At 70.0% G+C, this 12,078-nt stretch carries 13 protein-coding genes; 3 read left to right on the top strand and 10 right to left on the bottom strand.

Annotated elements, in window-relative coordinates; translation table 11 throughout:
• Window positions 1–238: 238 nt before the first annotated feature.
• From ABD140_RS18510 to ABD140_RS18500, 3 genes are all read right to left on the bottom strand, one after another.
• A complete protein-coding gene (locus ABD140_RS18510; protein ID WP_344242110.1) occupies window positions 239–679 on the bottom strand; it encodes an SAV_6107 family HEPN domain-containing protein in 441 nt (146 codons plus the stop codon).
• Between the two features lie 326 nt (window positions 680–1,005).
• Window positions 1,006–1,623: a lysoplasmalogenase gene (locus ABD140_RS18505; RefSeq protein WP_344242109.1), complete on the bottom strand. Its 618-nt coding sequence runs from the start codon at window positions 1,621–1,623 to the stop codon at window positions 1,006–1,008.
• Window position 1,624: 1 nt separating this feature from the next.
• Window positions 1,625–2,482, bottom strand: a complete 858-nt coding sequence (locus ABD140_RS18500; RefSeq protein WP_344242108.1) for a sterol desaturase family protein — start codon at window positions 2,480–2,482, stop codon at window positions 1,625–1,627.
• Between the two features lie 47 nt (window positions 2,483–2,529).
• On the opposite strand from ABD140_RS18500, the gene ABD140_RS18495 reads away from it, so the two are divergent.
• The 3 genes from ABD140_RS18495 to ABD140_RS18485 all read left to right on the top strand — a co-directional run bounded on the left by ABD140_RS18495 (window position 2,530) and on the right by ABD140_RS18485 (window position 4,621).
• Window positions 2,530–2,994 (top strand): YbaK/EbsC family protein, encoded by a 465-nt coding sequence (locus tag ABD140_RS18495; RefSeq protein ID WP_344242107.1) that lies wholly within the window; start codon window positions 2,530–2,532, stop codon window positions 2,992–2,994.
• Window positions 2,995–3,178: 184 nt separating this feature from the next.
• Window positions 3,179–4,069, top strand: a complete 891-nt coding sequence (locus ABD140_RS18490; protein ID WP_344242106.1) for a trypsin-like serine protease — start codon at window positions 3,179–3,181, stop codon at window positions 4,067–4,069.
• 57 nt (window positions 4,070–4,126) lie between these two features.
• On the top strand, window positions 4,127–4,621 hold the full coding sequence (locus tag ABD140_RS18485; protein WP_344242105.1) for a hypothetical protein: 495 nt from the start codon (window positions 4,127–4,129) through the stop codon (window positions 4,619–4,621).
• Window positions 4,622–4,642: 21 nt separating this feature from the next.
• On the opposite strand, the gene ABD140_RS18480 is transcribed toward ABD140_RS18485, so the two are convergent.
• The 7 genes from ABD140_RS18480 to ABD140_RS18450 form a co-directional block, all read right to left on the bottom strand.
• Entirely contained in the window at window positions 4,643–5,164 is a 522-nt protein-coding gene (locus ABD140_RS18480) for a hypothetical protein (protein WP_344242104.1), read from the bottom strand.
• A gap of 6 nt (window positions 5,165–5,170) precedes the next feature.
• Window positions 5,171–6,691 carry an LVIVD repeat-containing protein gene (locus tag ABD140_RS18475; protein WP_344242103.1) on the bottom strand — a complete coding sequence of 507 codons (1,521 nt, stop codon included), beginning with the start codon at window positions 6,689–6,691 and terminating at the stop codon, window positions 5,171–5,173.
• 167 nt (window positions 6,692–6,858) lie between these two features.
• Window positions 6,859–8,289, bottom strand: coding sequence for a sulfatase family protein (locus ABD140_RS18470; protein ID WP_344242102.1), 1,431 nt, complete (start codon window positions 8,287–8,289; stop codon window positions 6,859–6,861).
• Between the two features lie 513 nt (window positions 8,290–8,802).
• Window positions 8,803–10,206 carry a carboxylesterase/lipase family protein gene (locus tag ABD140_RS18465; RefSeq protein ID WP_344242101.1) on the bottom strand — a complete coding sequence of 468 codons (1,404 nt, stop codon included), beginning with the start codon at window positions 10,204–10,206 and terminating at the stop codon, window positions 8,803–8,805.
• A 26-nt stretch (window positions 10,207–10,232) separates the two neighbouring features.
• On the bottom strand, window positions 10,233–10,685 hold the full coding sequence (locus ABD140_RS18460) for a MarR family winged helix-turn-helix transcriptional regulator (RefSeq protein ID WP_344242100.1): 453 nt from the start codon (window positions 10,683–10,685) through the stop codon (window positions 10,233–10,235).
• An 89-nt stretch (window positions 10,686–10,774) separates the two neighbouring features.
• Window positions 10,775–11,758 carry an alpha/beta hydrolase family protein gene (locus ABD140_RS18455; protein WP_344242099.1) on the bottom strand — a complete coding sequence of 328 codons (984 nt, stop codon included), beginning with the start codon at window positions 11,756–11,758 and terminating at the stop codon, window positions 10,775–10,777.
• A complete protein-coding gene (locus ABD140_RS18450) occupies window positions 11,755–12,054 on the bottom strand; it encodes a hypothetical protein (RefSeq protein ID WP_344242098.1) in 300 nt (99 codons plus the stop codon). The genes ABD140_RS18455 and ABD140_RS18450 overlap by 4 nt, the downstream gene beginning before the upstream one ends.
• Window positions 12,055–12,078 lie beyond the last annotated feature (24 nt).

Genomic DNA, 12,078 nt, shown 5'->3' with positions numbered 1-12,078 from the left:
CCCGGACCCGGTCCGCGCCACCTGCACCACGTCCTCAGCGCTGCTCCGGGCTTGGTCTGCGCCACCCGCACCATGCGACGCCGTAGGTGTCCGGAACCCGATGCGCAAGGCATGCCGTCGGCGGCGGTGCCTCGGGTCCGGTCCGCGTCACCTGCACTACGCCGTCGGCGGTGCTCCGGGCTTGATCTGCACCTCCCGGACCGCGTGCCTTCGGTGGTGCCCTGGGTCCGGGCCGGGGTCAGCCGGTCAGGGGGAGGGACTGCTGGGTGGGGATGCCCAGGATGTCCTCCACCAGGGTGACGAAGAGGTTGGCGTCGTGGAGGAGGGTGTCGGCCTCGGCGGGGGTGGTGGCGGTGGGGAGGCCGGCTTCGGCGGCGGCGCGCTTGTCGGCGCCGGAGGCGAAGAAGACCGCCCACTCGGCGAGGACGGGCTCGGCGGCGGCCAGGCGCTCCCAGGCGGTGCGGGGGCGGCCGCGGCGGGCGGGGGCGGCGGTCTCCCGGGCGGCCAGGACGGCGGCGGCCGCGTGGAGTGCGGCGACGTGGGCGCGGGAGTAGCGGATGTTGGAGTGGGTGGACTCGGCCGCGTCCGCCAGGTGCTGACGGGCCAGGCGCAGCTTGTACTGGGCGGTCGAGACCGTCCGGGGGGACGGGAGTCCGGGGGGCATGGGGTGCACGGTCATTGCGTGGCCTCCTTTCGCCAGGCGTGGCCGACCGGCCTCACCTGGGACGATCACTCGCGTCCGCGCCGGAGCGTCCGGCCCGGGAGAGGGGCTTCCCCTCCCCCCTGCCCGGGCCGGTGCGAACCGGCGGTGCGCTGCCTCCGGTTCGCCCGTGCTCCCGTGCGGGCCGCGAGTCCCACACCATGTCGAACATCGGTTCGACATGCCCCCAGTAAACCTGACCGCCCACCCATCGTCAATACGTTCGATCGGCGTGTTCGAGATCCACCCGAACCCCAGGTCAACCGGGTACTTCCGAGGAGAACACACGGGTCTGACAAAACTGGTCACGCGAGCGCGGGAGAGCGTCCTCCGGAGCGCGCGAGAGATCCCGAGGCGAGCAGATACTGCGCCGCCATATACGTCAGCATCACCAGCAATCCGTGCATGGGGAGTTCCATATCGGCGATGCGGAAGGCGATGAGCGAGTCCGAGACCAGGAACAACGCGCCGCCCACGCCCGTCAGCACTCCGCGGGCGGCCGAGAACACGGCGGTCGCCGTCAGCAGAAGCGAGTACACCGCCACCGGGATCTGCAGATCTCCGAGCCCCGGCCACAGAAGAACGACGAGCACCGCCCACACGACGGCATAAACACCGGTGATCGTCCACCGCCGGCGCCCGGCCGCCGCGAAAGAACGCGCGAAGAACGTGACGTAACAAACATGGGCGGCCGCGAAGAACGCCATCCCGACGATGAAGAACCCGTCGAATTCCAGCGCGACGTCTCCCCCGGTCGACAGCAGCAGGCCCGCGACCATGAGCCGCGGCCCGCCCTGCCCGTGCAGCCACCAGGCGAGCACCGGCATCAGCAGCGCCTTCGTCGTGAACTCGACGACGGGGATCCCGACGGCCAGCACCACGAGGTGCACAGCCCCCAGAACGAAGAACAGGATGCGCGCCATCTCATTCACCGGCCTTCGCCGCGGGCTTCCATCCGGGCTCGCCGAAGACGTAACCGATACGGCCGCGCCAGCTGGACGCCGACATCACGTTCCGCGCGATCGAGACGTATTCGTGGAAGGCGACGCGCAGCGGGTTGAAGGTGTCGATGTTCTTCGTCAGCCCGTAGACGACGCGTTCGGTCTCCGGGGTGAACGTCCCGAACAACCGGTCCCACAGGATCACGATGCCGCCGTAATTCCGGTCGAGGTAGGAACCCTGCGAACCGTGGTGCACGCGGTGGTGGGACGGGGTGTTGAAGACGTACTCGAAAGGCCGGGGCAGCTTGTCTATCCGCTCGGTGTGGATCCAGAACTGGTAGACGAGGTTGACCCCGTAGGAGAAGGCCATCACCGCCGGATGGAATCCCATGACGGCCATCGGGACGTAGAAGATCCAGCCGGTGAAATTCGTCCACGGCTGGCGCAGCGCCGTCGCGAGGTTGTAGTGGCGGCTGGAGTGGTGGACGACGTGCGAGGCCCACAGGACGCGGACGCGGTGGTGCGCGCGGTGCGAGAAGTAGTAGAAGAAGTCCGTCACGAAGACCGCGACGACGATCCACTGCCAGGTGACGGGGACCGTCCACGGCGTCAGGTCGTACAGCCAGCCGAAGAGCAGCCCGTTGGCGACCGCGATGGGCACGCTCCACAGCAGGTCCCAGCCGAGGCTGCCCACGCCCATCGCGAGGCTCGTCGCGGTGTCCCTCCCCGCGAAACCCGGCCCGTCCCCGTCGGGCCGCAGCCGGTACGAGACCGCCTCGAGCGCCAGGAGCAGCACGAACGCGGGGATGGCCCATAGGACAACGTCGGGCAAATCACTCATGGCCGGATGTTAGGGGCCGTTCCTTCGCACGTCGATAGGCTGTGGCCGTGCACCCGAACGTCGAACGCGTCGCCGCCGCCCTGGCCGCCAAGGGCGCCTCCGGCCGGATCGTGGAACTCGCCGAGCCCGCGCCCACCGCCCGCGCCGCCGCGGACCTGCTCGGCTGCGAGGTCGGCGCCATCGCCAACAGCCTCGTCTTCGACGCCGACGGCTCCCCCCTCCTCGTCCTCACCAGCGGCGCCCACCGCGTGGACGTGAAGCACATCGCCGCGGTCGTCGGCGCCGCCGAGGTCAGGCGCGCCACCCCGGAGTTCGTCCGCGAGACCACCGGCCAGCCCATCGGCGGCGTCGCCCCCGTAGGCCACCCGGCCCCCCTCCTCACCATCGTCGACACCTGGCTGCACGAGCACCCGGTCGTCTGGGCCGCCGGCGGCCACCCCCACACCGTCTTCCCCACCACCTACGAAGAGCTCCTCCGCCTCACCGGCGGCACCCCCGCCGACGTCGCCTGACCCGCCGGCACCACCTCGAGCCCCATCCCGCCCGGCAACCGGAACCCCGCCGCCACAGGCGGCCGTACGTCCGCCGGGGTGCACCGGATGCCGCCCGCGTGGTGAGGCTCGGTTCGAATTCCGCGGCGATCCGCCGGTTTCCCGTGCTGCCCACCGTTTCCTGCGACGCCTTCTCCCCGCTCCCATGGCACTTGCAGAACGCGTGAACGGGATGTTCTCGAAAGCCGCCATCGTCGGCGGCAGGGGGTACACCCGGATGGAACTCCAGCAGGAGGCCGATCGTGCCGCCTCCCGGATTCCGGCGGGCGTCTCCGCCATGGTCGCGCCCGACGTCAGGACCGGGGAGATCCTCGTCCGGGCGCAGCAGAGCCGGTCCGTGAAGTCCTCTGCCGAACTGCGACCGGAGCCTGCCGCGAACCCCAGGATCAAGTTCCGAGTGGAGCTGGTTTCCGACACCCCGGTACGGCAGGTCGACGGGTGGCTGCGGGGAGGAGGGCTGCTCGACCTCAAGGACGGCGGCTCGCTCTGCACCATCGGCTTCAACATCCACAAAGACGGTATGCGCAGTCCGTCGACCGCCGGCCACTGCGCGAAGTCGACCGAAGCGCGGAGATACGCCAACCACTCGGGTGACGGCGGGTCGACCGAGATCCAAAGAAAGCTCTACTACGAAGGGCCTGAAGGGGATTTCGCCCGTTACGGTCCTGGCACCATGACCTCGACCGACACCTACTACTACGATTGGAATCAAAAGCGTTACGTCGACCAGGTGGCGACATACGCGATGACGAACGAGCCCGGCAAGACGCTGTGCAAGTTCGGCCGTGCGTCCGGCGCCGTCTGCGGCACCGTCAACTCGGTCGGCGTGTCCTATGTCAACCCCGGTGGCGTCACCGTGGGCCGCCAGGTCTATATGAACGGCGGCGCGTGCATCGGAGGCGACAGCGGAGGGCCCTTCTACTGGGGCGGCAATGCCTACGGGTTGACCAGCGCGACCTCGAACGGCAACTGCTGGTTCTCCCAGGCGCGTTTCATTCCGAACGCGCTCAACGGCTGGCAGGTCGTCACCCGGTGATCCGGCGATGAAGGGGATGTGTTCGCCCAAGTGCCTTCCCTCGCCAAGGGGCAGTGAATGAAAAAGCATGTTCTTGCCGTGCTGGGGGTGTTCGCCACGATCGGCTGCGGTGCGCAGGACGCGGAAGCGCCCGCGGCGAGGCAGACCGGTCCGACGCTGGCGGAGTCTCGCGCGACCTACACGTCGACCGCGACGAACCCCCCTCTCGGCATCGTCGAACCGGCCCCTCCTCCGTCCGGGGTCGTGCAGACCTCCACTTCGCACTGGTTTCTCAGGTACGACCCGGACAGCGAATGCGTGTACGTCGAGCCCGTGCATCCTGAGGAGGCCGGGGCTCCCCGGTTTCTTCCCTTCTGGCCTAAGGGAGCCGAGCCGGTCGTCCGCGACGGCAGGACCGGTGTCAGGACCTCGCGCGGAACGATCCTCCAAGACGAGCGCTTCACATCTGCGGCATGGGAACTCTCAGCCGCCGTTCTCGAAAGACTCAGGGAGAAGAACGTCGTCGGCCGGTGCCTGACCGAGGGCATGGGCGCGGTCGAAATCCATCTCTGACACCCGTCCCCGCCCGGACGATCATCGTCGCGGAACGGGCGGGGAGGTTCCAGGCCCTCGCATCGGCATCGGCGACGTCGCCTCGGCGGTACGCGAGATGTCCGGGTTCTCGCGCCGGAGGTGGTAGAAGGCTTTCGTCGTGTCGGAGCCGCAAGGGTCAGCGCGGGAGGAAGAGGGCGTGTACCCATTTGCCGTCGGGGGTGCGGGTGGCGCCGCAGTCGGCGGCGAGGGCGGCGACGAGGGGAGGCCCCAGCCGCCGAAGGCGTGGTCGTCGGGGAGGGCGTCGAGGTCTTCGAGGGTGAGTTCGGGGAGGCGGGCGGTGGGGAGGGCGCGGCAGGTGTCCCGGGCACCGACCCAGATCGCGCCCGTGGCCGGGTCGCGGCGGGCGCGGAAGGCTATGCGGGCGGCGGGGGTGGCGTCGCAGGCGTTGCCGACGAGTTCGACGGCGGAGAGCAGGATGTCGTCGGCGAGGTCCGCGGGGACCCGCCACGAGGCGAGCCGCAGGCGGGGGCGGGAGAATCCTTCCCGCCCCTCGGAGCACACGCCTCATCAGATCCGCTTCGCGCCGTTGGTGAGGCGTAGGAGGAGGGCGCCGTTGTCGCTGCAGGCGACCCAGAGCCGGTTCCCGTCGAAGAAGGGCGGGGAGGAGCACCAGTCGGCGGTCATGTCGGGCTTGCCGGTGTAGGCGGAGGGGCCGCTCTCGGTGAGGACGTCGGAGAGGTAGGCGCCCACGGGGAAGGCCGCGTGGGCGGACTGCGGAAGCCTGTCGCGCATCCCGGCCTGGGCGGGCGGGTTGTAGTAGGCGATCTCGCGGGGTTTGCGCAGGTCGCGGATGTCGAAGACGCGGATGCCGGACTGGAACCAGCCGCACGCCATCATCTCGGGGTCCTTGCCGCGGTCGAGGGTGCAGTAGTGGGAGTCGTAGCCGAACATGCCGTTCTTCGCGAGTTCGGCTTCGCGCAGGGCGAGGTGCTCCGGCCGGTTGATCTCCAGCTTGAGCTTGCGGATGATCCTCGGCTTGCGCTCGTCGGCGATGTCGATGATCCGGGCGCCGCCGGAGCCCAGCTCGTCGACGGCCATCAGGTAGGGGCGGCCCCGGTCGGTGAACGGGATCGCGTGCTGGGTGGCCAGGCCGTCGCTCCAGGTGATCTCGGAGATGCGGCGCAGCCGCGGATGGGACCGGCGCTGCTGGATCTCGGTGGAGTCGAAGAGGGTGACGCCGCCGGTGAGCCCGTTGGAGACGTAGATGCGGTCACCGTCGGGGCGGATGCCGATGCCGTGGTCGGTCAGCCCGATGACGCCGTTGTAGACGACCTTGGGCTTGCGGGGGTCCGTCATGTCGAGGGCGGCGATCGTGCCCCCGACGTTTCCCGCCGCCCAGTAGGTGCGCCCGTCGGGCGACCAGCTCGCCTCATGGCCCGGGATCGCGCCGGGCATCGTCAGCGAGGTGCCCTTGATGCCGTTGAGCAGGCGCGGTCTTGCGCAGTCGGTCTTGACGTCGTAGACGGAGACGAAGAACCCGCCCGTGAGCATCCCGACCGACACCGCCGCCAGCAGCCCGCGGCCTTCGTGGACTTTGAGCGTCTCCCACGTCCCCGCCGTGGTCGCGGGACTGACCAGCGTGGTGGACAGCCGCGGCTTCTTCGGGTTCTTCATGTCGACGACCTGGACGCCGGGCTTCTTGCTGTTGAGCGCCCCCAGCAACGTGGTCCCCAGGTACTGGCAGGTCCCGTAACGGGCGCCCACCGCTCCCTGCCCCTCGCCCTGGAAACGGCTGACGAGCTCCAGATTGCACGAATAGCCCTGCTTGCTCCGACCGTTCCTGCGGTCGGCGAGCGGCACCTGCCCCTGCAGCCCGGTCTCGGGGGACGAACCGGGCCCGCACTCGGCACGCGGCACGACGGAGCTCACCCCGCCGGCTTCCGCGGTCGCCGCCTGGCCGACGAGTGCCAGCGACACCGCGACTCCCACCGCGGACGCGCCGGCGAGCGCCTTCACCCAGCGCCGCTCACCGGCCGCCCGCCCGAACGCTCTCGTGCTCTCTTCGGACGGAAAATCTCGCTCGTTCATCGACAGCCTTCCTGGGGGGTGGGAAATGTCGAAGCGGCGTCATCCCAACACCGAGGAACGAGGTCGAGAAGTTCGTGTGCCGAAGAACGGAACGGCCCACCCGCCGACGGACACGGTAACCCGGCGGCGAAGGATCCTGCGGCCCGGCCTCGTGTCGCGGGGGCGGATCAGATGGAGCGGGAGGCGGCCAGGCGGGCGGCCTTGGCGGAGATGCCCCAGGACTTCTCCTGGGCGCGGGTGGCGCCGTGGAGTTTGTTGACGAGCTGGTGCGGGTCTCTGAGGAGGTCGTAGTACTCGCGGAAGAGGACCTTTCCGCTGCCCACGGGTTCGCCGCGTTTGTTGGTGTGCAGGTCGTAGTACTCGGTGTACTGCTCGGTCCTGGTCACGTACGACGCCCACGAGTGGGGCGGGCGGGGGTCGCCTCCCTGTTTCCAGAACTCCACGAGCAGGTGGTCGCGGGAGCCCGAGCGCAGGAGGGAGCGGCCGTCCTGGGGCGTGGTGGGTTTGATGCGGGCGGCGTCCAGGACGGTCGCGGAGATGTCGATGTTGGCGGCGAGGCGGCGGTCCTTGGTACCGGAGGCGAGGCCGCCGGCGGGCCAGGACAGGAAGAACGGCACCTCGATGGCGGGGCGGTAGGGCACCGACTTGCGGGCCCAGCCGTGGTCGGCCCAGAGGAAGCCGTTGTCCCCGATGAAGATGACGAGGGTGTTGTCGAGCTGCCCGGTGGCCTTCAGCGTGTCGCGGAGCGCCTGGACGGTGTCGTCGACCGTCAGGAGCGTGCGCATCTGCTGGCGGCGGATGGTCTTGCCGCGGGCCGCCGAGATCCGTGCGCCGCGGAGGTAGGCGGGCTTGTCGCCCTTGTCGGCCTCGGCGGTGGAGGGGCGGCCCGTCCAGGCGGGCACGCGCGCGTCCGCGTACGCCTCCTCCGGGGTGAAGGGCGCGTGGGAGGCGTACGGGGCGACGTAGGCGAACCAGGGCCTGGGGTCGGCGGCGCCGCGGCGGATGAAGTCGAGCGCGAAGTCGCGGATCCGGTGGGTGGTGTAGCCGGGGAGCCTGGCGATCCGGCCGTTGTGGTTGAACCGGCCGTCGACGTAGCCGACGGGGCTCAGCACCGCGAAGTCCTCGAAGTGCTCCGGCGGGCTGGCGATCCGCCACTCGTTGAGGTACTTGCCGAACATGCCGTTGCGGTAGCCCGCGTCCCTGAGGTGCCGCTGGAGCGTGGCGTCCTGGTCGAGCCTCAGCTTCTGGTGGTTGTCGCGGACCCCGTGGTTGTGGGCGTAGCGGCCGGAGAGGATGGAGGCCCGCGCCGGCGCGCACAGGGGCGTGGTCGTGTGCCCGTTGACGAACTCCACGCCCTGGTCGACCAGCCACCTGCGCGTCTTGCGCAGCGCCCACGCCGCGTGCTTGGGGTGGTCGTCGGTGACGATGATCAGCACGTTCGGGCGGCGCCGCGCCCGGCCGGCCTCCGGGATCGCCCGGGACTCGGCGTGCACCTCCAGGACCGGATGGACGCCGGGCATGCACCCCGCGCCCACCGCGGCGACGGCGGTCGCACCCGCCAGGAAACCACGCCTTCCCAGCTGCATTTCCGTGCCCAAGAGGCCACCTCTCTCTTCCACAGGGCGCGACCTCGGCGCATGACTCCGCCGTACAGAATGCCCCAAAGGCGAAGGATCACCTAAACTAGAAGCCTAGTTTTCAGGTATGGATTGTGTCAATGGGTTCGGCGCGGACCGGAACCGGCCGACTGAGAACCCGCCCCATACATGGCTTTCCCGTACGGACGCGGCGGACATCCCCAAGATCGGCAAACTGTTCGTATCGCCCACCCGAGGGGGCGACGGGACGCCCGGCCCGGGCGGGCCACCGGGGCCGCACTCCCGTTCCGGATTTCGGAGCGGCCTGAACGCACTTTTATGCGAATGGCCTGGCGACATGACCTGAATCGCATTCAGGGAGCTATCGGAAACACGCAGTAAGTGAGCATTTTTATCGGCCGGAGACCGGCCTGGAAATCCGGGGAGCCCGCCGCCGAAAAGGTGACCGTGGGGAATCGGTGGCTCTTTCGCTCCGACCAACGCCATCCTGAAGGGCGAGGTGCACTGCGACGGCTACCTGCAGCGGTCGGCCGGGCGTTGCCACAATGCGCGCGTGCCCTCTTCCGGGATGGCCTCGTCATGCGGGTGGGCGTCCCATACGCGCACCGTTCCGGTCTCCGTTTCGAAGCGCGGCCAGCCGGGATCGCCCGTGGCGGCGAAGCCCGTCCATGCCTTCGCCATCGCCGTTGACAGTTCCGTGAAGACCGGCGGTGGTTCCGCGCCGAAGAAACGTGTGGCGAAGCGGCTGTGCGGCAGTCCGAAGACGAACGGAAGGTCGATCCCGTGTGCGGCTCCGAGCGTCGGGCCAGCCCAGGCGAAGTCGTAGAGCCACGTGCGGCCGCCTGCCGCCGCGTGCGCTTCGGCGGCCCATAGAGCGGGCATGCGTACCAGCGCGTCTGACAGCAGTGCCGTCAGTGCTTCGGACGGGTTTCCTGTCTCTTTGAGGTAGGTCTCGGAAGCTTCCGGCGGCAGGTTCCAGTGTTCGGCCACTCCGGCCAGTGCGTCGCCTGGGAGCGGGCCGCCGATGCCCCGGTACTCCTCCCGGGTGCTTCCGATCACCAGGGCGACGTTCCCCGCCACGGCCGCCGCCTCCCACGGCTCGCCCGTCACCAGCTCACCGTCCAGGATCGGACCGAACGGGCCGCCCGGTGCGCCCTTGGTAAGCACGGCGTCGGATATCGACAGCAGGTCCTGCGGAGGCATGTCTGCCAGGGATCGTGCGTCGGATGCGACGGCCTCGGCCAGGGCCGCGGTGACGGCCTCCGCTTCTTCCCGCGTCCGGCAGCCGCGGGGAGGGCTCTGTGCGACGCCCCTACGGAACAGGCCTTCGGCCTTCCCGGACCCGGCCAGCAGAAGCAGCGACGACGCCCCGGCCGACTGACCCGCGACCGTCACGTTGCCGGGGTCGCCACCGAACGCGGTGATCTCCTCCTGGACCCAGCGCAGCGCGGCGAGCTGGTCGAGCAGCCCCCGGTTGTCGGGCGCGCCCGGCACGTGGCCGAACCCCTCGAAACCCGTCCGGTAGCCGAACGTCACCACCACGACGCCGTGCGCGGCCAGCGCGGCCCCGTCGTACTGCGGCATCGACGGAGCCCCGTACGCCCAGCCTCCGCCGTAGATCCACACCAGCACCGGCAGACCGTGCCCGCCCGGGGCCCACACGTTCACTCGCAAGCAGTCCAGCCCGTCCTCGGGCCGCCACACCGGCGGTACACCCGGCGCAGGCGGACGCTGCGGCGGCGCCGCACCGAACGCGACGGCCTCGCGCACCCCCGCCCACCGTTCGGGGGACACGGGAGCCGCGAAGCGGAGGACGCCTTCGGGCGCCGCCGCGTAAGGAACGCCCTTGAAAACGCGGACATCTCCTTCAAGCCGACCGCGCAGTTCGCCGTATCCCGTCCTCACTCGGACTTCCATTGGTCGTTCCCCTCGTCGCGGTCCGTTCACGGACGGTCAGCCATGGTGTCGGCGAGTTTGGTGAGCAGGGCGTGCAACGTCTGGTGTTCGCTCTCGTCAAGCGGAGAGAAGAACTCCCGCGAAGCGTTCTCGGCGAGCGCGTCCACCCGCCGCACGGCCTCCAGCCCCGCCGGAAGGATGTGGACCTCCACCGCCCTGCGGTCGGTCGGATGCGGACGGCGCTCGGCGAACCCGGCCGCCTCCAGATCGTTGACGAGCCCGACCATGACGGGCTTGAACACCCGCAACCGGTCACTGAGCCGCGACTGGATCATCGGCCCGTCCCTGATCTGGACGAGCACCCCCAGATGCTGCGGCTTCAACCCGACCTCGGCGACGACCGCCTCATAGGACTCACGGGCGTGCGCGGCGACCCACGACAGCAGGAACCCCGTCCAGCGCCGCAGATCCTCCGGAGGCCCGAACTCGTTAAAAGTCATAACGTTATGAACTATAACGAATCTTGGCCGGACCCGCCCCGGATACGACGCCACCCGGGTCAGAAGGACGCGAGTTGTGGGGGCGGCGGTCAGGTGAGGGTTCGGGTCATCCAGTCGGCGAGGTGGGGGAGCCAGTCGGGGCGGGTGTTGCCGAGGAGGTGGTCGCCGGGCGGGATGGTCAGGTATTCGCCGTGCGGGGCCGTTGCGGCGAGCCGCCTTCCGTTCTCGACGCCGGGGATGACGTCTTGGTCGCCGTCGATGACGAGGAGCGGAGGGGTGATGTTCGGGGCCAGGGTGGAGAGGTCGACGCGGCGGGTGAAGGCGCGGGCGGCCTCGGGGCCTCCTGCGCGGCGGGTGAGGATGGCCTGGACGGGCTCGGGCAGGGCGTTCCAGGTCAGGCGGAAGGGTCCGCTGACGGTTGCGGCGGCGGCTATGCGGGGTTCCAGGGCGGCGGTCTCCGCCGCGTAGTAGCCGCCGAGGCTGAGGCCGACGATGCCCGCGCGGTTCACGTCGAGGGCGTCCAGGACGCGGCCTACGACCTGGTGGTAGTCGGCTCGGATGGTCGTCGTGGGGGCCAAGGAGCCCTGGCCGGGGCCGTCCATGGCGAACACGGCCAGGCCGCGCGCCAGCAGAGCCGATGCCACGTCGAGGAATTCTTCTTTGGCCGAGTCCATTCCGGGGACGATGACCACCGTGGCAGGGGCGTCGGAGGGGCCGCGCAGCCAGCCGGTGAACTCCTCGCCTTCGATCCGCCGGGAGTCCGGTTCCAGGAGTGCCAGCGCTCGTCCGAAAGCGGAGTCCGCTTCTTGCGCGGCCTGTCCCGCCGCCGCGTACGGAGCCAGCGTGGCCGCGTGGAACCACCGGGCCGCCGCCAGCAGGTGTTCGCCTTCCGACACCGGGGACCAGGCGTCTGCCGCGCGGGCGAGGTGGCCGCGCGCCGCTTCGACGAAAGCGGGTCCCCAATCGTCGACGGATTCCAGGGCGGAGGTGACGCGCTGGTACTCGTGCGGGTCGAGCCCCAGGCCGGTGGCTCGCGTCCATTGGGAGGCGGCGAATTCGGCTCCCCCGTTCATCGGCCTACTCCCGTCGCGAGGACCGTGTTGCCGCGGATTCGGCGTTCTCGCAGATCTGCCAGGACGTCTGCGGTCGCGGACCAGTCGGCGACCCGTCCGATCTCCGGGTGCAGGCGGCCGTCCGACACCAGGCGGAGGTATCCGGCTTTCGGCCGTTCGAGGAGGAAGGTCTCGCCCCGGTTCGGCGAGAACGCCTCGACCTCGACCAGCGCCTCGCCGGGCGCCGGGGCCGGCTGGGGCGTGTCGGTGGGCTCCACCGGACGTGCGGGGTCCCCGGTGGGAATCAGTCTTCGCATGCGGGACAGGCAATCCCGCCGGAT

Origin of the sequence: Actinocorallia libanotica (genome assembly GCF_039525175.1) — a bacterium.
Lineage (GTDB): Bacteria > Actinomycetota > Actinomycetes > Streptosporangiales > Streptosporangiaceae > Actinocorallia > Actinocorallia libanotica.
This window is presented reverse-complemented; position numbering and strand designations above follow the sequence as displayed.

What these genes read in the sequence shown, in the direction of transcription:
- ABD140_RS18460 (WP_344242100.1), bottom strand. Translation starts at nt 10,685, where the DNA reads ATGACTTTTAACGAGTTCGGGCCTCCGGAGGATCTGCGGCGCTGGACG.
- ABD140_RS18475 (WP_344242103.1), bottom strand. Translation starts at nt 6,691, where the DNA reads ATGAACGAGCGAGATTTTCCGTCCGAAGAGAGCACGAGAGCGTTCGGG.
- ABD140_RS18450 (WP_344242098.1), bottom strand. Translation starts at nt 12,054, where the DNA reads ATGCGAAGACTGATTCCCACCGGGGACCCCGCACGTCCGGTGGAGCCC.
- ABD140_RS18485 (WP_344242105.1), top strand. Translation starts at nt 4,127, where the DNA reads ATGAAAAAGCATGTTCTTGCCGTGCTGGGGGTGTTCGCCACGATCGGC.
- ABD140_RS18510 (WP_344242110.1), bottom strand. Translation starts at nt 679, where the DNA reads ATGACCGTGCACCCCATGCCCCCCGGACTCCCGTCCCCCCGGACGGTC.
- ABD140_RS18490 (WP_344242106.1), top strand. Translation starts at nt 3,179, where the DNA reads ATGGCACTTGCAGAACGCGTGAACGGGATGTTCTCGAAAGCCGCCATC.
- ABD140_RS18505 (WP_344242109.1), bottom strand. Translation starts at nt 1,623, where the DNA reads ATGGCGCGCATCCTGTTCTTCGTTCTGGGGGCTGTGCACCTCGTGGTG.
- ABD140_RS18500 (WP_344242108.1), bottom strand. Translation starts at nt 2,482, where the DNA reads ATGAGTGATTTGCCCGACGTTGTCCTATGGGCCATCCCCGCGTTCGTG.
- ABD140_RS18455 (WP_344242099.1), bottom strand. Translation starts at nt 11,758, where the DNA reads ATGAACGGGGGAGCCGAATTCGCCGCCTCCCAATGGACGCGAGCCACC.
- ABD140_RS18465 (WP_344242101.1), bottom strand. Translation starts at nt 10,206, where the DNA reads ATGGAAGTCCGAGTGAGGACGGGATACGGCGAACTGCGCGGTCGGCTT.